Here is a 22053-nt window from a genome sequence, read left to right as displayed (position 1 = left end):
AAGTGATTCGGGCCAAACAATGTCATGCCGATCGTTTCGACAGGCGTCGGCGCGCGGAAGCCGGAACACCCTTTCCCTCACCCGAGAAAACCCGTGTCGGCAATCGATTTGTCTCCGGTACAACGTGAGGATGCTGCGCAAGTTCCCCCGAACGCCCCATCTGCAGGGATCGCGGCTGCAGCCGGGCGACCACGACCTGGCGCAGGTCCCGTTCGGGGAGTTGGCGGGGCGGTTCCTCGTCGTCGAGGAGAAGCTCGACGGCGCCAACGCCGCGATCAGCTTCGATGCCGGTGGCACGCTGCTGCTGCAGTCCCGCGGCCACTACCTCACCGGCGGCCCGCGGGAGAAGCAGTTCGCCCCGTTCAAGGCGTGGGCCGCCGGCGTGCAGTACGAGCTGCGGCCGATCCTGCAGGACCGATACATCGTCTACGGTGAGTGGCTCTACGCCAAACACACCGTCTTCTACGACGCGCTACCGCACTATTTCTGCGAGTTCGACGTGTACGACCGGGTCACCGGCACGTTCCTGGCGACGGCGCGCCGGCGCGAACTGCTCGCCGGGCTGCCGATCTGCTCGGTGCCGGTGCTCTTCGAGGGGCCGGTCGCCGACCTGCCGGCGCTGACGAAGTTCGTCGGGCCCTCGACGTGCCGCACCGGCGGCTGGCGCGACGCGCTGCGGGAGGCTGCCGTCGCCGGTGGCGCCGACCCGGACCAGGTGGTGCGCGAGACCGACATGTCCGAGGAGATGGAAGGGCTGTACGTCAAGACCGAGGACCCCGAAACCGTGCTCGGCCGGTACAAATGGGTCCGCCCCAGCTTCCACGCGGCGATCCTCGACTCGGGCAGTCACTGGCAGGACCGGCCGATCGTCGCGAACCGGGTCCGCCGGTGAACCCGTTCGAGGAGCTGTGTCCCGCCCCGCCCACGTGGCGGGTCCGCTGGGACGACATCGGCGCGGCCCTCGACCGGGCGCGGGCCGGGCCCGCCCCGGCGGCACCGGCCGAGCTGGCCGAGCTGGCCGGACTGGACGAGTGGCGGGCGCGGCCGGCGGCCGAGCGGGCGCGGCTGTTCGCCGCGGCGCTGCTGCTCGGCGAGTCCCGGCGCGCCGAGTTCTTCGCCCGTCGGGTGCTGTGGGAGCTGGGGGTGCCGGTCGCGTGGCGCGAGCATGTCGTCGCGCTGGTCCGCCACCACCGCCTGCCCGCCGACCTGCTGGAGCATCCCGACCCGGACCGCGCCGTCTTCCGGGTCAGCCTGCTCGCGCGCAACGACGACCTCGCGCTCCTGGCCACCGCGACCGGCGCCGACGCCACCCTGTTCCGCGAATACGCCGCCGAGCTGGGCTGCCTCGACACACCGCGGCGGTTCCCGTCGGACCATGCCCGGTTCCTGTACTTCCGGACGCCGGGCCGCGACCCCGACTACGCGGCCTACGACAACACCCGGTTCGCGGTGACGATCATGTCCGGGCTGCCCGGCGCCGGCAAGGACACCTGGATCGCGGCCAACCGCGCAGGCGCGCCGGTGGTCAGCCTCGACGCGCTGCGCGAGGAACTCGGCGTCAGCCCGGCCGGCGACCAGGGACCCGTCGTGGCGGCCGCCGTCGCGCGGGCGAAGGTGCTGCTGCGGGCCGGCACGCCGTTCGTCTGGAACGCGACGAACGTGTCCCGGCAGCTGCGGTCCAGGTGCGTCGGCCTGGTCGCGGACTACGGCGCCCGCGTCGAGGTGGTCAGCGTCGAGGCGCCGCCGGAGTTGCTCAGACGGCGGAACCGGGCGCGTCCGCACCCGGTTCCCGACTCGGTGATCACCCGAATGGCCGGTCGATGGGAGCCGCCGGACCTGACCGAGGCCCACGCCGTCACGTACGTCCGCAACGACTAACGACTGGTGCTGCGCTGGCGCTGCATGGCCAGCGCCTGCAGCGCCGAGGAACGCTGCAGCAACAGCGGGTTGAGCGGCTCGTTGGCGTCGATCGGCTTCGCGTACGGCCGGTTGTCGCATGCCCAGCCGTCGTGCAGGTCGTACTCGATCGACAGCGAGTGGTCCCGGGCCATCGAGTAGTCCAGCATGACGCCGGGCCCGAGCGCCCTGGTCGCGATCTCCCCGGCCATGTGCGGGATCGGCGAGAAGAAGAACGCGACCTTCGGAATCGGCTGGAACAGGTCGACGTCAACCAGATCGAAGATGCCGATGGGCTGGTACATGCCGTGCGCGTCGTGGACGCAGAGGCCCGCGCCGAGGTCGGTCCGCCCGGTGTTGTCGATCTCCAGGTGCCCGGCCGGCCCGCCGGGGGACACGATGCCGGCGCCGTCGTTGCCGGAGACGGCGAGCACGCTGCCGAGCGGCGCCGGGTAGTTGTGGGTCGCCACGACCTTTGTGCTCGGCGCCATCGTCCGGTGCCGGGTGGTGTACATCGAATAGGTCTCCTGCCACGTCACTTCGAGCCGGCGCTCGAGGTAGTGCACGGAGAGCCAGATCGTCGGGGCGCCGCTCGCCGAGGTGGCGACCGCGTGGAGCCCGAAGAGCGCGAAGTGGTGGTCGCGCAGCTGCTCGATCGTGGCGTCGTTCATGTCGATCGTGAGTTTGTGCCGCTCCACGCTGACCTCCCAAGACGTACGGGTACCGACGGCCGTTCACTGGGCCTCAGTGTGGAGCGGGCAGGTTGCAGTCCCGGGGTGTTCGGTGAAAATCCCTCACGATTGCGCCGCGTTGATGACCGCCTGCACGCCCGGCGCTTACCCCACCGGCCGGGTAGGAACACCGGCTATGCGGTCAGCGCGAGCGGACGGATCACGGCGCCCGAGCGGCGCATCGCCCGGATGGCCCGGGTCGCCCTGCTGCCCTTGGCCGGGTACGTCGCCCGGACCTGTGCCAACGCCCACACCATCCGCGCAACGGCGGTCTCCGGGTGGTCCCCGAACTCGCTCGCGACCCGCGCGGCACAGCCCTGGATGCCGATCTGCCGCAGCGTCACCGCGACCGCGGTGCGGATCTCACCGCTCGCGGGCGTGTCCGACGACTGCAGGGTCGAAGCGAAGAGCGCCTCGGCCCGAACGGCCTCGATCGTGGTTGCCATTTCGCACCTCCGTGCGCCCTCTCGGGGAATCCTTGGTGAGTTCCCGATGACATTCACGCTAGAAGCGCCCCGCCGGTTCGGGCTCACGGTTTCATGCCAGCGTCGCCGTCTTGTCACCGTGAGCGGATCACGGGCCCCAGGCGTTTCCAGGTGTACTTCCTGTGCACGGACATGCTGGCTGTGACAGGGTTGGCCCGTGTCGGTGATCCCCAACGGGGCCCCCAACGGGGCCTCCAGCAGCACTTCGGGCGCGCCCCTTCCCCTGCACCGTGCTGCCCGCATCGAGGACGCCATCCACAACGTGATCGAGCGGCGGCTGCGCCGGCGGGGCTGGAAGGTCGCCGTCACCGCCTACACCGGATACGGCGCGAGCGCGACCCCGGAGAAGCCGGGCTGGGTGCGCGTGCTCGGCCGGGTCCTGCTCGCCCGGATCGACCCGAAGCCGGCCAAGCGCCTGAAGAAGCTGCGTGGGTGGCGCTCCTTCACCGCGGTGTCTGTCAAGGACGCGCCCGTGCGGATCGAGGCCGGTGGCCGTACGTGTGAGGTCCGCTGCGACCGGGGTGGCTTCATCGACACCGTGGTGGAGGCCGACCTGGCCCCCGGCTGGGCCACCGTCACGCTGCGCGTCGAGGACAGCGTCGCGGTCGAGGCGCCGGTGCGCATCATCGACCCGGACACCCGCTTCGGCATCGTCTCCGACGTCGACGACACGGTCATGGTGACCGCCCTGCCCCGGCCGATGCTCGCCGCCTGGAACACGTTTGTGCTCGACGAGCACGCCCGCGCCTCCGTTCCCGGCATGGCGGTGCTGTACGAGCGGCTGGTCAACGCCAACCCCGGTGCACCCGTGTTCTATCTGTCCACCGGCGCCTGGAACGTCGCCGCCACACTGACCCGCTTCCTGTCCCGGCATCTCTACCCGGCCGGCCCGCTGCTGCTCACCGACTGGGGTCCGCAGCCCGACCGGTTCTTCCGCAGCGGTCAGGCACACAAGCGCGCCTCACTGGCGCGGCTCGCGGACGAGTTCCCGAACATCCGCTGGCTGCTCGTCGGCGATGACGGCCAGCACGACCCGGAGATCTACGCCGAGTTCGTCGCCGAGCACCCGGAGAGTGTGGCCGCCGTCGCGATCCGGCACCTGTCGCCGACCCAAGCGGTGCTGGCCGGTGCCTTCCCGAGTCCGGTCGACAGTTCGAAGCGTGTGCCGTCGGACGCCCAGCGCTGGCTGCGCGCCCCCGACGGCGCCGGCCTGTGGCGCCTGCTGCGGGACACTGAGATTTTGTAGATACTAGCCATGGCTACTATAGCCATGTACTGTTTCTGGCGTGAGTGGTCCTACGCCCGGGTTCCTGGTCTGGCGCCTGTCGATGAAGTGGCGGGTGGCGGTCGACCGGGCGGTCGCCCCACTCGGTCTCACCCACGCGCAATACGCGCTGCTCGGCACCCTGTTCGGCATGGACCGGACGGGCGAGCGTCCGAGCCAGCGCCAGCTCGCCGACCGGACCGGTCTCGAGCCGTTGTACGTCTCCAAGCTCGCTCGCGCGCTTGAGGCGGCCGGCCTGGTCGACCGCCTGCCCGACCCGGCCGACACCCGGGCGGTCCAGCTGATGCTCACCGACAAGGGCCGCGACGTCACCGGCCGAGCGGTGGTGATCGTCAGCGGCCTGCTCGATCAGCTCCTGGCCCCGCTCGGCGGCCTGGACGCGGAGCGGACGGCGGCGTTCGTCGGCGAGCTGCAGACGCTGCTAGCCGTACCACTGGAACCACTGGATCCCAAGGAGTAGCTATGCCCCTCAATGGACAGATCATCGGCCAGGCGGAGCGTTCCACCCGCGCGCTCCTCGACCGGCTGCTCGCCCGCACCGCCACCACGTTCGAGGAATGGGTGGCGGTCAACCTGACCGCCGTGAGCGGCGGCACCCTCGCCCGCGACGACCTGGTGGCGCGCATGGCCACCGGCCTGCGGATCACCCCGGCGGCCGCCGGCGCGGCGGTCACCGGGCTCGTCGAGGCCGGCCTGCTCGACGCGGGCGGGAGCCTGACCCCTGCGGGCCGGGCGCGGTACGACGAGATCGCCGCTGGCGTGGCCGAACTGACCGCGCGGCTCTATGCCGGCTTCCCGGCCGACGACCTCGACGCCGCGGGCCGTGTGCTGGCCGAGATCACCGCACGCGCCGACGCGGAGCTCGCCACCGCGGCCTGAGCCCCGCCCCGCTGGCCTTGGCCGGCCAGGCCAGGGCCACCAGCAGGCCCGTCTCGGCGGCGAGCAGGAAGCGCTCGGTCAGGCCGATCATGACGCGGTCGCCGGGGACCGCCGACCAGACCATGGCCAGCGCGAAGAACACGCTGAGCAGCGCGGTGCCCCGTACCCAGCGGGTGTGGGGCACGTGCCTCGACAGCAGCCATCCGGCGGCCGGGAGCGCCACGAAGGCCGCCACCGAGGCGTAGCGGTGGACGTAGCCGGCCGTGGTCAGCGGCAGGCCGGGCTCGTCGGTCGGGACGACGGCCGCCGCGAGCAGGCCCCCGCACCAGACCGCGAACAGCGCCGTCACCCGGCGGCCGACCGGGACGCCCGACCGGCGCAGCGCCAGGACGAGCACGATCGACGCGGCCGCCATGACCGCCATGGCCGCGTCGACCACCCCGCCGCGGTCGGAGACCGCGAAGTCGCTGACGGTCAGCGCCCAGGGGTCGAGCGTGTCGTTGGGGTCCACGTGGCCGTCGACGACCAGGACGGCGGCGAGCGCGAAGCCGGCCAGCGCCACGTGGTTGAGGTTCACCCGGCGTAGCAGCACGGTGTTGATCCTCGCCCGCCCGTGCCCCTGGGCGGATCAGGGTCGAGCCCCGACTGTTCCCGGAAACCATGCTCGACAGCCGGTACTACAGTCCGGCGATGTTCGAGAGCGTCGTCGCCGAGTTTCTGCTCGCCGTCCTGTTCAACCCCGCGGGGGCCGCCGGCCTGATCGGTGCCGCCGTCACGGCGGTGCACCGGCGCTCTATGGGACCGGCGTTCTGGCCCGCCCTGCTGGGCTTCATTCTCCTGGCGGCGGGGCAGCTCACGGAGTCGTACCTGCTCCTGGAGGAGCAGTCCGAGGACCTCGTGTTCCGGATCGGCATCCTGTCCGACATCGCCTGGTCGGCGCTGCTCACCGTGGCGGTCCTGCTCGGCCGCATCGGACGCGGCAGGCAGCCGTCCTGAGTGGACAGGGCCGGAGCCGTTCGGCTCCGGCCCTGCTCGTTCGGTTGGTGCTGGTGCGTGGTGCTCGACCTACGGGGCCGGGTACTCCGCGAGGTAGACCGGAGCGCCGATCTTGGTCATGTCGGCCGCGTCGCCCACGCCGTTGACGACGTGGTCGATCGTGCCGGCGCTGAGGTTGACCGTCATGATGTGGTGCAGCTTGACGCCCGGCCGCTGCGGGACCTCGAAGCCGTTCTTGGTGTGGATCGACGGGTTGTTCTGGTTGAACACGTAGACGCCACCGCCGTAGAGGGTGTGGGTCTTGACCTTGTCACCGACCTTGTAGCCGGCGTAGCCCTCGACGTTGCCGTTCATCCAGTCGGCCTGCGTCGGCGGGTCGTACGGCAGCTCGTTCTGGTACAGGATCGTCGTGCCGTTGTTGCCGTTCCAGACGGTGTTGTACTTCTGGAAGTGCTCGACGAACAGGCCGGTCGCGGTCACGTTGTCGCCGTTGATGACGGCGCCGTAGCGGCCGGTGTTGGTCCGCCAGCGCTGGGTGTCACCGTTCACGCCCTCGGTGAAGCCCTCGACGCCGTGGTCGCCGCGCCACACCCAGGTGTGGTCGATGAGCACGTTGTCGCTGTTGACCTGGAGCGCGATGTTGGCCTTGCCGATGTGCGGGCCGCCGACGCGGAAGTACACGTCGGACAGCGTCGTCGGGTTGCGCGAGTCGCTGAAGTTGAACCCGTGCTCCTTGCCGACGCGCAGCAGGACCGGCGACTCCTTGAGGCCCGCGTCGATCGTGACGCCGGCGATGATGACGCCGGGGACACCGGCGACGTCGAGCGGGATCGAGCCGTTGACCGCGGTCAGCGTGGCGTGCCCGAGGCCGAGCACGACGGTGCCGGGACGCTTGATCTCGATGCTCTTCGCGATGTTGTACACGCCCGGGGTGAGCAGCAGGTGCTTGCCGCGGGAGAGTTGGTTGTTGATCGTCTGCACGGAGTCCGACGGCTTCGCGACGAAGAAGTCGGAGATCGGCAGGGTGTAGCCCGGCGTCACGCCGTTGGCCCACGAGACGCCGCGCGTGTTCCGCTTCGCGGACGGCACGCGGACGTTGTACTTGCCCTTCGAGTCGATGAACAGGTAGGGCTTCTCGCGGCTGAGCGGGGTGTTCTCGAGGGTGGTGTACGGCGGGTCCGGGAACGCCGAGTCGTCGGGCGCGCCGACGACACCGGCGAAGACCTGGTTCCACACGGCGTTGGACCAGCCGGCGACCTCGCTGTTGCGGGTGAGCCACTGCTGCTGCGAGCCGTTGGTGGTCGTCGGCAGCTTGGAGTCGGCGATGAAGCCACCGCTGGCGAACTGCGGACCGGCGGTGCAGTAGTCCATCAGCGACAGGTTGCCGCTGATGTTGAGCCGGCGCAGCGACACCGCCTGCGACACGGCCCAGAAGTTCGCCGACGCGCGGCAGCCGTCCTGGCCCGCCGCGTTCACGTTGATCGACAGGTTGGACATGGTGCGCCAGAAGTTGACCAGCGCGAGGCAGTTGCTCGTTCCGCCGTCGGCGAGGCAGCGGTTGTAGACCTCGACCTTGCCGTTGACGGTGACGTCGGTGGGCGACGCGCCGAGGCCGGAGACCTCGGTGTAGTACCCGACCTTGGCCTGCAGCGGCTGTTCGGCGGTGCCGTATGAACCGGGCTTGAAGAGGTAGGCGTGGCGGGTGGTGCCCATCTCGTTGTCGACCTGCGCGGCGTGCGCCGCGTCGAGGGTCGCCTGGATCTGGCTGACCGGCACGCTCGGGTCGAAGATGGTGACGTTCGGCCCGAAGTCCGGAACGCTGGGACGTGAGTGGGCGCTGGCGGCGGTTCCAGTCGCCGTGACAGCGGTCGTCAGCACGACGCCGAGCGTGAATGCCCGGCCGATGTTCCGGCGGATGACGGGCCGCCTCGAAGGGCCTCCGCTACCGGGAGGATGGGTCGTCATGCAGTTTCGTCCTTTCCACTGGGCGGGCGGCGCTACCTGCACAGGGTCGCGGGGTGGAAGACGGATAGGAGGATTCGCGGCCCGGGGTGCGGCGCCGACGCGGAAGCGCTCTCCCGTCTCGGCCGGGCTCACGATGGTCATCGACCTGCCTAATCAAGTGGTGCGTCCGGCCAGATGTTGACGGCCGGTGGAGAGAGCGCTCTCACCTCGTCTCGGCTTGTATCAGACCGTAAAAAAAGTGGGTGGGATGTTTCTACCGCGTAAAGCGGTCGGGCGCTATATGACGAGGCTCTTGACTTTCCGGCCACCAGGCGCTTCGCCTGATTCTTGTACAAAAATCCGTACGATTCCACCAGGGTCGATGGCCCGGTGTAGGCCGAAACGGCGACGGCGCCATCGGGATGACCCGATGGCGCCGTCCGGTGGTTCGTCGGAACTACTTGGCCAGCTTCACGGTCGCGGTGTGCCGCTCGACCACGCGCGAGCCAGTGGTGCTCGAGTTGAACGCCCCTGCGCTCGTGACATAGTCGAAGACACCGGAAACGTCGATCACGACGTCGACCACGCCACCCGCGTTGTAGACGTTGTACCGCCAGGCCTCGTTGAGACCGATGACGGCCGCGTTCGGCCGCACCTCATTGGCGACGAGGTTCAGGTTGCTGACCGGCGGGATCGGATCCCCGGCCGCCCAGAGGCTCAGGTAGGTCGCCGTGGTCGGCGAGACGCCGGTCACGTTGGCCACCAGGGCATAGGTCGTGTCCTTCTGCAGAGCCTGCGGCGCAGTGATGGTGGTGGTGCTGGCCGAGCCGAGCTTGCCCGGTGCGCCCAGCGGGATGCGGGAGTCGACGATACGGGTCGGGGTCACCGGGTGGAACTGGAACCCTTCCCCGACCGTGCCGTCGTCGTAGAAGCCCACGAGGTCCACGACGATGTCGGTCGCGTATCCCGAACCGTTGTAGACCCCGAACATGGCCGCGCCCTGGCACCAGGCCCAGGCGCCACCCGTGGGGCATTCCGACGTCTGCACGACGGTGAAGTTCGGCACGATCTGACCCTTGCTGAAGTTCAGCGTCGAGGCGGTCGGCACCGCGCCGAGCCCGTTGTAGGCGGTCAGGTATCCGCCCGCGTCCGGGTAGACCGCGGTGATGTTCAGGGCGAGCGCCTTGATGCGCTTGCCCGAGTCCGGAATGCTGTCGACCGACAGCGCCATCCGGACGGTCCCGCCACCGGCGACCCGGCCCGAGCCGGTGCGGGTGTCCAGCAGTCGGTCCGGGACGAACTGGTGGTACAAGCCGCCGCCGGAGGCGCCGGTGGCGGTGTAGTAACCAAGGGTGTCGACGATGACGTTGACGCTGCCCCCGGCGTTGTAGATGTCGATCTGACCGTTGGCCCCGACCGGCACAGTCACGGCGTTGGCGCCGGTCCAGCCTGCCGGGAAGTTGAGGTTGGAGGCTGTCGGACGGGTCACGCCGGTCGGATACACCGTCAGGAAACTGCCGCTGGTCGGGTCGGTCGCGGTGATGTTGAGGACAACCGCGGACACACCCGAGGCGGGATATCCGCCCCGGCCGGTCACCTGCAGACGCAGCGTCCCACTGGGACCGATCTTCCCGATCGGCGCCCCGACACCCGAACGGGTGTCGAGGATCCGGGCAGCGTTCACCGGCACATAGTGACCCTCGCTGCCTGTTCCGCCACTGATGGTGATCTTGAACAACGTTGTGCGGGTCACCGAACTGCCGGTACCGACGACGGTGACGGCGTATGTGCCCGAGCGCGTGGCTGTGCTTGTCGCGATCGACATCGTCGACGAACCACCCGATGTGATCGACGCCGGGCTGAACGACGCGGTGGCGCCGCTGGGCAGCCCGCTCGCGGAGAACGTCAGAGCCTGCGCGCTGCCCGACGTGGTCACGGTGCTCACGGTGGCGGTGGTCGAGTTGCCCGCAGTCACCGAAGCCGATGCGGACGAGACCGACACCGAGAAGTCGTCGGACGGCGCGGGATTCCCGACGAAGAGCAGCTTGTTGGGTGAGCCGGTGCCGGGATTGCCCACGACATTGCTCGTGGCGTTGTCGACGAGATAGTCCCGGATCTGCTGCGGTGTCCAGCTCGGGTTGGCCGACGCCACGAGCGCTGCGGCGCCGGTCACGTGCGGCGCCGCCATCGAGGTGCCGCTGATGGTGTTGGTCGCCGTGTTGCTTCTGCTCCAGGCCGACGTGATGTCGACACCGGGCGCGAAGATGTCCAGGCAGGTGCCGTAGTTCGAGAACGATGCCCGGTTGTCGGAGCTGTCCGTGGCGCCGACCGTGATCGCCGCGGGAACCCGGGCCGGAGAGTTGTTGCAGGCGTTCAGCGGGTTGCCGCGCGCGTCGCCGTTGCCGGCGGAGACGGTGTACGTGATGCCGGCGTTGATCGACCTGGTCACCGCGTTGTCGATCGTGAGGTCCGCACCGCCGCCGAGGCTCATGTTCGCCACCGCAGGCCTGACCGCGTTCGCCGTCACCCAGTCGACACCCGCCGCGACCTGCGCCGTGGTGCCGTTGCCCGCGCAGTCGAGGACCCGGACGGCGACCAATCGGACGCCCTTCGCCGTGCCGTAGGACGAGCCGCCGACCGTACCCGCCACGTGTGTGCCGTGGCCGTTGCAGTCGTCAGCCGTGCCGCCGACATTGATCTGGTCGACTCCGGTGGTCGCCCGCCCGCCCAAGTCCGTGTGCGTGAGGCGGATGCCCGTGTCGATGATGTACGCGTGCACGTTCGAGGCCGTGTTCGGGTAGGTGTACGAACCGTCCTGTGGACGATTGCGCTGGTCGACCCGGTCCAGCCCCCATGACGGTGGGCTCGTCTGGATGCCAGCGGCCCGGTAGATCCCGTTGCGTTGTACGTACTGGACGGCGTCGTCTGCGGCGAGTCGCTTGGCCGCATCCTCGCTCAGCGTGACCTCGAAGCCGTGCAGCGCATGGCGGAAGAGGTGCCCTGTTTTGCCGCCGTATCTGCCGGTAAGTGCCCGGACGGCGGCGTCAACGCCCTGCCGCTGTATCGATGCGGTGTCCTTGAGGACCACCACATAACTGTTGGGCACCACAGCGTCGGACCCCGCCGGCAGGATCTCGCCGCTCGGCGGCGACGCGGCGGCCCCGCCGGCATCGATCAACGTGGCAGCCAGCAATGTTGTCACCGCTGCGGTTACGGCCCGGAACAGCCGCCCGGTTGTGCTTGGGAGCGCCACTGTCCTCCTCCCTCTTCACAAGACAGCCATACGCACTCGTCACGTCGCACAGCGAACGACTCGGCGGAAGCGACTCCGAACGGTTCCGTGGCAGTGACAAGGCGCAGCAGGCGCTGATGATTTCCCCCGATTTCGCCGGCTCAAAGGGACGACGACATCGGGGGAACCGTACGATCACGCGCAATCTGTCGCAAGTGGACGTTCGGTCAGAGCGGGACGATGCGCCTTCGGCCGCTCTGACGACGACGGCGCCACCGGAGCGGGTGCTCCGATGACGCCGTCGCTGTGGTGCGATGCTTCGTTTTTGTGTTACCTGCGGTGTGCCTGTCCGGTCACCGACTGCGTGACGACGGTCGAAGCGGCCGAGCCGGCCGCGACGGGCAGCTCGAAGGTGCCGGTCACATCCAGCGCCATGTGGACCGTGTGCGCAGGATTGAAGACGCTGTAGTTGAAGTTGTCGTCGATGCCGACGTACGCGGCGTTCGCGCGCACCTCGTGCGGGAGCAGGTTGAGATTGCTGACCACGGGCCTGGCGACATCGCCCGACCACAGGGTCAGGTAGGTCGAGTTCGACGGGTCGATACCGGTCACGTTCGTGGCGAGCGCGTAGGTGTTGGGGGTGGTGACCGACGCGGCCGGGAAGGCCGTGGTGCTCGCCGGCCCGAGCGCGCGCTTTCCGGCATCGCGGGTGTCGGTGATCCGGGTCGGCGGGATCGGGTTGAACCGAAGACCGCCGAGCGTGCTGTCGTCGTAGTAGCCGAAGATGTCCACGATGACGTGGGTGGTGCCACCGGAGCCGTTGTAGATGCCGATCATCGAGCCTTCGCAGCCGTCCCAGTCGCAGGGCGCGGTGGGAACAACGGCGAAGTTGGGCACGGCCGCGTTCTTGCCGAAGTTGAGCGTGGACGCGTTCGGCTGCTTACCGACCCCGTTCCACGCCGTGAGGTAGCCACCAAGGCTGCCGTTGACAGCGGTGATGTTGACGGCGAAGGCTCGCACGTGGCTGTCGGGAGTGCCGTCGTCGATGGTGACGGAAACCCAGGCCGTCTCGAACTTGCTGAGCGGACCACCGAAGTCGGCGTCGCGGGTGTCGAGCACCCGTCCCGGGAGGGTCGGCCGGAAGTTGCCGCCCTTGGCGGGGGCGGTTCCGGTCACGTAGTAGCCGACGACGTCGGCGATGACGCTGACGTTGCCGGCCGGGTTGTAGATGTCGACCTTGCCGCCGGTGCCCAGTCGAACCGTGACCGCATTGGCGCCGGTCCAGCCGGGGGTGAAGTTGACGTTGGACACGACCGGCCGCGTCATTCCGGTTGGATAGACGGTGAGGTAACCCGCCGAGGTGGGGCCGGTCACCGTCAGGTTGAGCACGACCGCCGAGACGTTTGCGCTCGGCACACCGCCCCGACCGGCGACCTGCAACGGCAGGGTCTTCCCGCCGCCCAGCGGCCCGGTGGGCGCACCGTTGCCTTCACGGGTGTCGAGGATGCGGGTGGGGGTGAGCGGGAAATAGGTGCCCTCGGGCGTGGACGGGTCCACGGCTGCGGCCTTGGCCGGCGTTGCCGGAGCCGCGTGGGCCTGAGCCGGCAGCACGGCCGCGGTGAGCACCGCGGCTCCCAGCACGCTGCCTACTGTTCGCATGAGACGCATGTGTCTCCCCGTTGTTTTTTGTCGCAATGATGAGAAGAACCGTTGCACGGTAACCACTCCGTCAGTCCTCCACAAGGGACTGTTCGGCTCGACTAGCACCGGTTTTATCCACTTCGGATGGTGGGTGACAATCCAGGCACCGAGAAGGTCCTTCACGGCTTTGCACAGATGCTGTCCGCAGTTCCACGCAGCTGATCGATTGTCGCGCCAAATGGGAAGACGGCTATTCCGGACAGTTCGCGCGGTCCGCTTCTCCGCCGCGCGCTGCCGGTTCCTTATTTCTGGCCGGACGATGGTGCGGAACGTGCCGCTCTACCGCAGCGCTCACGGTCTGGTACAACTCCGGGACCGGGGCGGCGGGGTAGCAGCAGCGGGCTGGTGAGGATGAGCAGTCCCGCGACCGTGATCGCCGTGCGTGGGCTGGTGGCGCCGGCGAGCAGTCCGCCGAGCGCGCTGAGGACGGCGATGGTCGCGCTGCTGCTGATCGACCAGGCCGACAGGGTGCGGGCGACGCGGTCTTCGGGGGTGTGGTCCAGTCGATAGGTGGCGAGCACGGGGTTGTACAGGCTCATGCTGATGATGATCGCGAGCTCGACTGCGATCACCGTCGCGAGGCCGGCGACACCGGGCTGGACGAAGGCGAGGCCGATCAGCCACACCGCGCGCAGCGTGCCGACGGTACGGAGGACCCGATGTCGGCCGAACCGGGCCACGACACGGCGGGCCAGGCGCGAGCCGATGAGCCCGCCGACGCAGGGCGCGGCGAAGGCGAGGCCGTACTGCCAGGGCGCGAAGCCAAGCTCGCCGAGCAGCAGCACGGCCAACAGCGGCTCGGTGGCCATGATCAGTCCGCCGACGAGCAGCTGGTTGAGGTAGAGCGCCCGCAGACCGGGATGGGTGAGGAGGTGCCGCCAGCCGTCGAGGAACTCGCCGGCCCGGACCCGGGTCTGGGCGGTGCGCTGGGGCTGTGCTTCCCGGTCGCGGATCGCGGTGATGCCCAGCGCGGAGAGCAGGTAGCTCAGCGCATCGGCCACGACGGTGGCGACCGGCCCGAACAGGCCGACCGCCGCCCCGCCCAGCGGTGGCCCGACCGCGATGGAGCTCCACGTCGTCGACTCGAACCGCGAGTTGGCCACGAGCAGGTCGTCCGGACGGACGAGGGCCTTGAGGTAGGCGCCGCTGGCCGCGTTGAACGCGATTTTGGCCGCGGCGATCGTGGCCGAGACGGCCAGCAGCAGGACGAAGCTGAGCCGACCGAAGGCGTATGCGACCGGGATCGTCATCATGGCCGCGAACCGGGCCAGGTCCATCGCGATCATCACCGGCCGCTTGCGGCGGAACTCCACCCACGGCCCGAGCGGCAACGCGATCAGCGCGCCCACCGCCGGGCCCACCGCGGACAGCGCGGACACCTGAGCGGGGCCGGCGTGCAACACCAGCACGGCGATCAGCGGGAACGCGCCGAACCCCAGCCCCGAGCCGTAGGCGCTGGCCGCGTACGCCGCCCACAACCATCCGAACTGCCGGCCCAGGGATCGTCTGGCCATCAAACTCCGCACCTGCCGCTTCGAACAACCTGCCGTTGGTCGCTGTGATCAGAACAAGGCCGAAGAAGACGGATCAAACAACTGAGCCGACGGCGAGCCACAACCCTGTGTTGTACGAGTAGGTTCTGCGGCGTGGATCTCGACGCCGTGCGTACCTTCGTCGCCGCCGCGGACGCCGGCCAGTTCCAGGAAGCCGCCGCCGCGCTGTCGATCACCCAGCAGGCCGTGTCCAAGCGCATCGCCGCGCTGGAGAAGGATTTGGAGGTGCGGCTGTTCACCCGCACGGCTCGCGGCGCCCAACTCACGATCGACGGCCAGGCCTTCCTGCCCCACGCCCGTGAACTGCTCCGGGTGGAAGCGCGCGCCGACGCTTCCGTGCGCCCCGGCCGGCGCGCCCTCCGTGTTGACGTCCACAGTCGACGGATCGCGCCAGCGGTGCTGCTGCAGGACTTCCACCGAACGCATCCGCGGATCGAGCTGGATGTCGTGACCCTCGACGCCGACGCCCATGCCGCGATCGCCGCCGTCGAGGCGGGGACGATCGACGTGACCTTCCACGCCGTCACCGTTCCCGCGCGCCGGCTGCCAGGCGCGATCAGGACCGCCCGCGTGATCGACGAGCACCACGAGCTCCTCGTCGGGCCACGCCATGCGCTCGCCGGCGCCCGCGCCGTCACGCCCGCACAACTTGCCGAACACCGCATCTGGATGCCCGGCATGGCCGCCGGTACCGAATGGGCCAGCTACTACGACGAACTCGCCGCCGTGTTCGGTCTCACCATCGACGTGGTCGGGCCGGTCTTCGGAAACGAGGCACTGCTGGCCGAGATCGCCGACTCCTCGGAACTGGCGACGTTGGCCGGCGAACGCACGCGATATCTATGGCCGGACAGCTACGACCTGCGGCGCATACCGGTGCGCGACCCGGCACCGGTTTATCCGATGTCACTGATCTGGCGCGACGACAACCCGCATCCCGCGCTCAGCAAACTTCGCGACTACCTCGGCTCCAGACGAGTGGACACACCCGACGAGAAGGTGTGGACGCCGGAGTGGGCCTAGCGTTCAGCCCCAACGTTGCCGACTCAGCTCACCTTTCAGTTGCAACTGCCGCGACGGCGGCGTGCGGCCGGTGAGTGCCTTCGCCGGGCCGCTGCAGGCGCTCGACTTCCGTGAATCCGGCTTGCGTCAGTCGCTCGACGAGCTCGTCCATGGGCCAGCGATAGGCGGTCACGACTTTGTGATCGAAGGCGGCTACTTCGTCACCGTCGAAGACGCCGAGCACCAACGTTCCAGCCGGGGCCATCGCTCGCCGGAACTTGGCGAGCACGCCGTCGAGCCTTTGCGGCGGTAGATGGATCAACGAGTACCAGGCCAGGATGCCGGCGATCGAGTGGTTGGCGACGTCGAGATCTTCCATCGACCCGAGTTGGTACCTACCGCTCGGGTGGACCGCCTGCGCATGGGCGATGAACTCGGGGACCATGTCGATTCCCGTCGCGTCGACACCCAGCGAGCGAAGGTAATCGGTGATATGGCCAGGCCCGCAGCCCAGATCGAGCACCGTGCCGGGCCGGCCCGCCAGATGTCGTCCGATGAAGGCCAGGTCGTCGGCGTGGACCTGCTGGCTTGAACCGAACAGCTCGATGTAGAGCTCTGCGACGGACGCATATGCCTGCCGAACCTGTTCCAAGTTCACCGCGTGACTATATGACCTCTCGGACCGGGCCGCGTGCTGAAGCCCGGTTGAGGCGGCTGCCTCAACCGGGCTTTGTGGCTGGTCGGGAGGGATTCAGATGAGCCAGCGGTTGCGCTGGACGATGGGCAGTTTGGCCCAGCGGCGGCCGAGGCCCCAGGTGTGGCCGGCGTAGGCGGCGGCCAGGACGATGAGCACGACGGCGTAGATGATGTGGTAGTCCATGAAGGGGTTGGTCGAGCCGCTCGGGGCGCCCTTGGCGGTGTGCTGGGCGAGGGGGAACTCGGCCAGCCACATGCCGGCCATGATGATGGTGCCCGAGGCGGCGGCGACGCGCAGGCCGATGCCGGCGATGAGCGCCAGGCCGATGCCGAGCAGGCCGAGCATGAACAGCCAGTTGGCGTACCAGGTGCCGGCGATGGTGTGGAAGAAGCCCTGCAGGGGGCCGACGTCGACGTTGGCGAGGAAGCCCTTGGTGGGGCTGCCGCCGTTGATCCAGGCCTTCGCCTCCGGGGTGGAGTAGCCCAGGCCGAAGGTCTTGTCGAGAAACGCCCAGAGGAAGACGAACCCGGTGGCGTACCGCAGCACCGCCAGTGCCTTGGCGGCCGTCTTGGTGAGCATGCTGCCCGGGGCCTCGACCCGCTCGAGGTGACTGGCCTGGTGGATGTGTGCGGTGCTCATCTCGGCCTCCTGCCGTTCTCTGTTGACACACACATCGTCATCCCCGGCCGGTGCCGGGCGCTCGTGCCGAACCTCCCCAACCGTCCGGGACCGAAGTCCCCTCACCACCGGGACCTCGGACCGGCCACCCCTCCGCCACACCTACTGAGCTGCGGCCGCGAGAGGGATGCGGGACAAGACCCGCCACCGCGACCGGCCGGGCGGCCCGCCGCGATTCGCGCAGCTCAGGGGCCGATTGCGGCGATTTCACCGGTCCATAGGCGGACAACATGACGTCGTACGCGATGCGCCGCAGCTCGCGAGAAGCTTGTCAGTTCCCAGCGGACGGCAAAGCAAAGGCAAGGAGATCCTCCCCTTGCCACTCCTAACGTATCGCGCACTGGGGGGCTTGTGGCAAGACCCGTGTTGTGGCGCAGAATCGTCGGCCGGGGCCGCGACCTGCGGCATTGGGAAGCACAACGGGCGTGTGTCGATCGGCCGGTGCGGTGCGGCTGAGCACGGCTGCCTCGGAGGTGTCGCAGTGATTGAGCAGTACGTGTTGGATCTTCAAGAGGTTGACGAGACGCAGGTCGCGGTCGTCGGCGGCAAGGCCGCGCACCTGGGCGGGCTGTCGCGGATCGGAGGCATCCGGGTGCCGGCTGGGTTTTGCGTGACGACGGCCGCCTTCCGGCGGATCATGGCGGAAGCGCCGTCGATCGACGATCAACTGGATCGGCTGTCACGCCTGAACCCGGACGACCGGGAGACGATCCGCGCGCTCAGCGCGGAGATCCGTCAGACGCTCGAAGGAGTCACCATCCCCGACGATCTGGCGGCGGCGGTCATCGACGCGCTCGCCCGGCTCGGCGAGCAAGCGGCCTACGCCGTGCGATCCAGCGCGACGGCAGAGGACCTGCCGACGGCCTCCTTCGCCGGCCAGCAGGACACCTACCTGAACGTCGTGGGTCCGGCGGTGATCCTCCAGCACGTCAGCCGGTGCTGGGCGTCGCTGTTCACCGAGCGGGCCGTGACCTACCGCCTGCGCAACGGCTTCGACCACCGGAAGGTCAACATGGCCGTGGTCGTGCAGCGGATGGTCTTCCCGCAGGCGGCCGGCATCCTGTTCACGGCCGACCCCGTCACGGGCAACCGGAAGGTCGCCACCGTGGACGCCAGCTTCGGCCTCGGCGAGGCCCTGGTCTCCGGCCTGGTGAACCCGGACGTCTTCAAGGTCCGCGACGGCGAGGTCGTCGCCAAGGCGGTCGCCGCCAAGCAGCGTGCCGTTTACGCCCTGCCGGCCGGCGGGACGCGGGAAGTGGCGATCGACCCGCAGCGGCAGGAACAGCCGGCGCTGACGGATGCGCAGGTCGTGCGGCTCGTGCGGCTCGGGCGGCGGATCGAAGCGCATTTCGGCCGCCCGCAGGACATCGAATGGTGCCTGGTCGATGACGGCTTCCAGATCGTGCAGAGCCGGCCGATCACCACGCTGTTTCCCGTCCCCGAGACCGGCGACCAGGAGAACCACGTCTACCTCTCGGTCGGTCACCAGCAGATGATGACCGACCCCATGAGGCCTCTGGGCATCTCTGTGTGGCAGCTGACGGCCATGGCGCCGATGCACGAGGCCGGCGGGCGGCTGTTCGTCGACGCCACCCGGCTCCTGGCCTCGCCCGCGAGCCGCGCCGGTCTTCTGGAGATGGCGGGGAGGTCCGATCCGCTGATCAGGGACGCGCTGGAGACGGTCCTCGACCGCGGCGACTTCGTCCCGGCGCTTCCGGACGGGGGTCCCGGCGGGCCGCCGGTCGGCGGCCCATCCGCCCCGATCGAGACCGATCCGACCATCGTCACCGAGCTGATCGAGCGCAGCCAGGAGTCCATCGCCGCCCTGCGGCGCGACATCCGCACCAAGACCGGGCCGGCGCTGTTCGACTTCCTGCTGGAGGCCTTCCAGGAGCACAAGAGGGTCCTCGGTGATCCGCTGAGCATGCAGGCGATCATGGCGGGGATGGAGGCCACCTGGTGGCTCAACGACCGGCTGCGGGAATGGCTGGGCGAGAAGAACGCGGCCGACACGCTCACGCTGTCCGCCCCCGACAACGTCACGTCGGAGATGGGGCTGGCGCTGCTCGACGTCGCCGACGTGATCCGCCCGCATCCGCAGGTGGTGGCGTTCCTGCAGGGCGTCGAGGACGACGGCTTCCTGGACGAGCTGCCGAAGTTCGCGGGCGGGACCGAAGCGCGCGACGCCATCGAGGCCTACCTCGTCAAGTACGGCATGCGCTGCGTCGGCGAGATCGACATCACGAGGCCGCGCTGGAGCGAACGCCCCACCACGCTCGTGCCCCTGATCCTCGACAACATCAAGCTCTTCGAGCCGGGCGCCGCCGAGCGGCGCTTCGCGCAAGGGCAGCAGGAGGCGCAGAAGAAGGAACAGGACGTGCTCGAACGCTTGCGAGCACTGCCGGACGGGGAGCAGAAAGCCGGCGAGACAAAGCGGATGATCGACCGGGTCCGGACCTTCATCGGCTATCGGGAGTATCCGAAGTACGGCATCGTCAGCCGCTACTTCGTCTACAAGCAGGCCTTGCTGGAAGAGGCCGAGCGCCTCGTGCAGGCAAACGTGCTTCCTGAAAAGGAGGACATCTTCTACCTTACGTTCCAGGAACTCCACGACGTCGTGCGCACCAACCAGGTGGACGACCTGCTCATCCGCCAGCGCAAGGACGCCTTCCGGTCGTACCGGACGCTCACGCCACCGCGGGTGCTCACATCGGACGGCGAGGCCATCGCCGGGGCGTACCGGCGCGACGACGTGCCGGCCGGTGCCCTGATCGGCCTACCGGTTTCCGCCGGGACCGTCGAGGGCCGGGCCCGCGTCATCCTGGACATGGCGGAGGCCGATCTCGAAGCGGGCGACATCCTGGTCACGGCCTACACAGACCCCAGCTGGTCGCCCCTGTTCGTCGCGATCACGGGCCTGGTGACGGAGGTGGGCGGCCTGATGACCCACGGCGCAGTGATCGCCCGGGAATACGGCTTGCCGGCCGTCGTGGGTGTGGAGCAGGCCACCCGGCTGATCCGGGACGGGCAGCGGATCCGCGTGCACGGAACCGACGGGTACGTCGAGATTTTGCCTTGACCGACCGCAGAGGTGGCTGCGGTTGGGTTCATCTCCGGTTGCCGGGTGGGCTTCCTGAGCGGGTGGCCAGGAGCGCGATGAGTGTTCCGGCGGCAAGTGCGGCGGTGGTCAGGAAGGTCCCGGTGACGGAGGTGGCGGTCTGGACCGGGCCGAGGAGTAGGGGCGAGATGAACTGGCCGGTGAAGGTGGCGGTGGCCAGCAGGGCGGTGGCCTGCCCGCGGTGGTTCGCTGGGGCGTGCTGCGCGGTCAGGACGGTCAGGGCCGGGACTGCCAGTCCCATGCCGATGCCGAAGAGGGCGGGCGCGGCCAGGAGCAGGGCCGGTGTGTCGGTGAGGCCGAGTGTTGCCAGTGCGATGGTCCAGATGCTGTAGGCGAGGATCAGAAGTTGTGTGTGCCCGAGCCGGGCGCGAGCCTGCGCGTAGCGGAGACCGGCCAGGCTCATGGTCACGGACAGTGTCGCAGTGAAGGCAGCGACGATGCGTGTGTCGGTAATGCCGACCTCGGCGAGACGCAGCGGCAGGAACACCAGGATGCCGTAGAGCAGCACGGTGGCCACGATCTGCAGGCCGTAGACGCCCAGGAGCCGGGGCTGGCTGCTGATCAGTGCACGCAGCGGTTGAGCCGGATCGTTGGTGTGGGGGCCGGTCGTGGCCGGCCGTGCAGGGGCTGGCAGCGCGCGTAGGGTGGCTAGTCCGAGCGGCACGCCTAGGAGGTAGACGGCGAACGGGGCGTGCCAGGAGATGGCGCCCAGGGCGCCGCCGGTCAGCGGCCACAGGACACCGCCGAGGCTGATCGCGGTCGAGCGCCAGCCCATGGCCCGGTCCCGTGCGGCGCCTTCGTAGAGGTCGAGCAGAGCAAGGGTGGTGCCGGTGAAGACGACTGCGGCGCCGATGCCGAAGACCAGCCGGCTGGCGATGAGGGCGGGGTAGGAGGTGGTGAGGAGTCCGGCGCCTCCGGCGACCCCGTAGAGGAGCAGGCCCACGGTGAGTGGTCCGCGTACTCCCCAGCGGTCGATCGCCCGGCCTACGGCCGGGCCGGCAAGGGCTAGCGAGAGGCCGTGGGCGGTGAGGACGAGCCCGGCGGTGACGGCGGTGAGGTCCAGGTCCGTCTGGAGGAGCCCGACCACCGGGGCGAGCACCGCTCCGGCCATCACTGTGAGGGTGGAGCCCAGCAGGAGCACGATCAGTGCGGTTCGCCGATGCGTGCTGGGCCGGCTGGTGGCTGCGGACCGGTCTTCCGTCACGATTGCCGCACCCGGGACAGGGCGGAAGACCAGGTGAGCAGCTCGTCCAGCATCGTCTGCAACGTGGCGCGCTGGTGGGGTGCGGGCGTCAGGCCGCTGGCGGAGAAGTCGGTGAAGAGGGAGAGGCCGACCGCGGTGCGCACGCCGGCGACCCGGACCTCGGCCAGGATCAGGCGTAGGGCCTCGGTGGCGCGCCAGCCTCCGGTAACCCCGTAGCTGACGAAGCCGGCGGCCTTGTCATGCCATTCCGCGAACAGGTAGTCGATGGCGTTCTTCATCGCCGCCGAGGTGGAATGGTTGTACTCAGGAGTGACAAAGACGAACCCGTCACACCGTGCCACCGCATTCGCCCAGGCGTGCGTGTGCGGATAGCGGTACTGGCCCATCGCGGCCGGACACGGCTCGTCCAGCAGCGGCAGCCCGAAGTCCGCGAGATCGAGGATCTCGAACGTCACCGCTGGGCGGTCCGTCACCGCGACCTGATGGACCCAGCGTCCGACGGCTGGTCCGCGACGCCCGGGGCGGGTGCTGCCGATGATGATCCCGATACGCGCCATCAGGGCCTCCGGTCACTGACAGAGGCATAGGCAGGGCCAGGGGCAAGCAGAGCGGCTCTCACGTGGACAGCATCAGACCTCGAGTATGGTCGAGG

Annotated in this window: 19 protein-coding genes; 8 read left to right on the top strand and 11 right to left on the bottom strand. The window is 69.2% G+C overall.

Annotation, left to right across the window (positions count from 1 at the left end; all coding sequences use genetic code 11):
- Positions 1-130: 130 nt before the first annotated feature.
- Both Dfulv_RS47230 and Dfulv_RS47225 read left to right on the top strand, forming a co-directional pair.
- Positions 131-892, top strand: a complete 762-nt coding sequence (locus Dfulv_RS47230) for an RNA ligase family protein (protein WP_259860323.1) — start codon at positions 131-133, stop codon at positions 890-892.
- Entirely contained in the window at positions 889-1878 is a 990-nt protein-coding gene (locus tag Dfulv_RS47225) for an ATP-binding protein (protein ID WP_259860322.1), read from the top strand. The genes Dfulv_RS47230 and Dfulv_RS47225 overlap by 4 nt, the downstream gene beginning before the upstream one ends.
- On the opposite strand, the gene Dfulv_RS47220 is transcribed toward Dfulv_RS47225, so the two are convergent.
- Both Dfulv_RS47220 and Dfulv_RS47215 read right to left on the bottom strand, forming a co-directional pair.
- Entirely contained in the window at positions 1875-2594 is a 720-nt protein-coding gene (locus Dfulv_RS47220; RefSeq protein WP_259860321.1) for a hypothetical protein, read from the bottom strand. The two genes, Dfulv_RS47225 and Dfulv_RS47220, sit on opposite strands and share 4 nt — an antisense overlap.
- Before the next feature lie 167 nt (positions 2595-2761).
- Positions 2762-3073 carry a hypothetical protein gene (locus Dfulv_RS47215; RefSeq protein WP_259860320.1) on the bottom strand — a complete coding sequence of 104 codons (312 nt, stop codon included), beginning with the start codon at positions 3071-3073 and terminating at the stop codon, positions 2762-2764.
- A gap of 202 nt (positions 3074-3275) precedes the next feature.
- Between Dfulv_RS47215 and Dfulv_RS47210 the strand changes: the two genes are divergently transcribed.
- From Dfulv_RS47210 to Dfulv_RS47200, 3 genes are read left to right on the top strand one after another with little or no spacing between them, the layout of a single operon-like run.
- Positions 3276-4358, top strand: coding sequence for an App1 family protein (locus Dfulv_RS47210; protein ID WP_259869625.1), 1083 nt, complete (start codon positions 3276-3278; stop codon positions 4356-4358).
- A 40-nt stretch (positions 4359-4398) separates the two neighbouring features.
- On the top strand, positions 4399-4857 hold the full coding sequence (locus Dfulv_RS47205; protein WP_259860319.1) for a MarR family winged helix-turn-helix transcriptional regulator: 459 nt from the start codon (positions 4399-4401) through the stop codon (positions 4855-4857).
- 2 nt (positions 4858-4859) lie between these two features.
- Positions 4860-5276, top strand: coding sequence for a hypothetical protein (locus Dfulv_RS47200; protein ID WP_259860318.1), 417 nt, complete (start codon positions 4860-4862; stop codon positions 5274-5276).
- Here Dfulv_RS47200 and Dfulv_RS47195 read toward each other — a convergent pair.
- On the bottom strand, positions 5236-5868 hold the full coding sequence (locus Dfulv_RS47195) for a DUF998 domain-containing protein (protein WP_259860317.1): 633 nt from the start codon (positions 5866-5868) through the stop codon (positions 5236-5238). The two genes, Dfulv_RS47200 and Dfulv_RS47195, sit on opposite strands and share 41 nt — an antisense overlap.
- A 98-nt stretch (positions 5869-5966) precedes the next feature.
- On the opposite strand from Dfulv_RS47195, the gene Dfulv_RS47190 reads away from it, so the two are divergent.
- On the top strand, positions 5967-6272 hold the full coding sequence (locus tag Dfulv_RS47190; protein ID WP_259860316.1) for a hypothetical protein: 306 nt from the start codon (positions 5967-5969) through the stop codon (positions 6270-6272).
- Between the two features lie 69 nt (positions 6273-6341).
- Here Dfulv_RS47190 and Dfulv_RS47185 read toward each other — a convergent pair whose 3' ends face one another.
- The 4 genes from Dfulv_RS47185 to Dfulv_RS47165 all read right to left on the bottom strand — a co-directional run bounded on the left by Dfulv_RS47185 (position 6342) and on the right by Dfulv_RS47165 (position 14663).
- Entirely contained in the window at positions 6342-8237 is a 1896-nt protein-coding gene (locus Dfulv_RS47185; RefSeq protein WP_259860315.1) for an adenylyl cyclase, read from the bottom strand.
- Between the two features lie 436 nt (positions 8238-8673).
- Positions 8674-11469, bottom strand: coding sequence for a S8 family serine peptidase (locus Dfulv_RS49040; RefSeq protein ID WP_406567896.1), 2796 nt, complete (start codon positions 11467-11469; stop codon positions 8674-8676).
- A gap of 309 nt (positions 11470-11778) precedes the next feature.
- Positions 11779-13272 carry a hypothetical protein gene (locus tag Dfulv_RS47170; RefSeq protein WP_259860314.1) on the bottom strand — a complete coding sequence of 498 codons (1494 nt, stop codon included), beginning with the start codon at positions 13270-13272 and terminating at the stop codon, positions 11779-11781.
- Positions 13273-13391: 119 nt separating this feature from the next.
- Positions 13392-14663 (bottom strand): MFS transporter, encoded by a 1272-nt coding sequence (locus tag Dfulv_RS47165; RefSeq protein ID WP_259860313.1) that lies wholly within the window; start codon positions 14661-14663, stop codon positions 13392-13394.
- A gap of 132 nt (positions 14664-14795) precedes the next feature.
- On the opposite strand from Dfulv_RS47165, the gene Dfulv_RS47160 reads away from it, so the two are divergent.
- On the top strand, positions 14796-15725 hold the full coding sequence (locus tag Dfulv_RS47160) for a LysR family transcriptional regulator (protein WP_259860312.1): 930 nt from the start codon (positions 14796-14798) through the stop codon (positions 15723-15725).
- A 28-nt stretch (positions 15726-15753) separates the two neighbouring features.
- Here the strand turns inward: Dfulv_RS47160 and Dfulv_RS47155 are convergent, their stop codons facing one another.
- A complete protein-coding gene (locus tag Dfulv_RS47155; protein WP_259860311.1) occupies positions 15754-16362 on the bottom strand; it encodes a class I SAM-dependent methyltransferase in 609 nt (202 codons plus the stop codon).
- Positions 16363-16455: 93 nt separating this feature from the next.
- Positions 16456-17040: a hypothetical protein gene (locus Dfulv_RS47150; RefSeq protein WP_406567895.1), complete on the bottom strand. Its 585-nt coding sequence runs from the start codon at positions 17038-17040 to the stop codon at positions 16456-16458.
- A 520-nt stretch (positions 17041-17560) separates the two neighbouring features.
- On the opposite strand from Dfulv_RS47150, the gene rph reads away from it, so the two are divergent.
- Positions 17561-20158: a rifamycin-inactivating phosphotransferase gene (rph, locus tag Dfulv_RS47145; RefSeq protein WP_259869619.1), complete on the top strand. Its 2598-nt coding sequence runs from the start codon at positions 17561-17563 to the stop codon at positions 20156-20158.
- Positions 20159-20186: 28 nt separating this feature from the next.
- Here rph and Dfulv_RS47140 read toward each other — a convergent pair whose 3' ends face one another.
- The gene (locus Dfulv_RS47140) at positions 20187-21401 is read right to left on the bottom strand and encodes an MFS transporter (RefSeq protein ID WP_259860310.1); all 1215 of its coding nucleotides are present in this window, start codon (positions 21399-21401) and stop codon (positions 20187-20189) included.
- Positions 21398-21958 (bottom strand): NADPH-dependent FMN reductase, encoded by a 561-nt coding sequence (locus tag Dfulv_RS47135; protein ID WP_259860309.1) that lies wholly within the window; start codon positions 21956-21958, stop codon positions 21398-21400. Before Dfulv_RS47135 ends, Dfulv_RS47140 begins: the two co-directional genes overlap by 4 nt.
- Positions 21959-22053 lie beyond the last annotated feature (95 nt).

It is taken from the genome of Dactylosporangium fulvum (genome assembly GCF_025137375.1).
GTDB lineage: Bacteria > Actinomycetota > Actinomycetes > Mycobacteriales > Micromonosporaceae > Dactylosporangium > Dactylosporangium fulvum.
Note: the sequence above shows the minus strand (reverse complement) of the source record. Positions and strands in the feature narration are given on the sequence as shown.

Coding starts and splice junctions, on each gene's coding strand:
- Dfulv_RS47230 (WP_259860323.1), top strand. CDS start 131: ATGCTGCGCAAGTTCCCCCGAACGCCCCATCTGCAGGGATCGCGGCTG.
- Dfulv_RS47215 (WP_259860320.1), bottom strand. CDS start 3,073: ATGGCAACCACGATCGAGGCCGTTCGGGCCGAGGCGCTCTTCGCTTCG.
- Dfulv_RS47200 (WP_259860318.1), top strand. CDS start 4,860: ATGCCCCTCAATGGACAGATCATCGGCCAGGCGGAGCGTTCCACCCGC.
- Dfulv_RS47190 (WP_259860316.1), top strand. CDS start 5,967: ATGTTCGAGAGCGTCGTCGCCGAGTTTCTGCTCGCCGTCCTGTTCAAC.
- Dfulv_RS47185 (WP_259860315.1), bottom strand. CDS start 8,237: ATGACGACCCATCCTCCCGGTAGCGGAGGCCCTTCGAGGCGGCCCGTC.
- Dfulv_RS47165 (WP_259860313.1), bottom strand. CDS start 14,663: ATGGCCAGACGATCCCTGGGCCGGCAGTTCGGATGGTTGTGGGCGGCG.
- Dfulv_RS47150 (WP_406567895.1), bottom strand. CDS start 17,040: ATGAGCACCGCACACATCCACCAGGCCAGTCACCTCGAGCGGGTCGAG.
- Dfulv_RS47135 (WP_259860309.1), bottom strand. CDS start 21,958: ATGGCGCGTATCGGGATCATCATCGGCAGCACCCGCCCCGGGCGTCGC.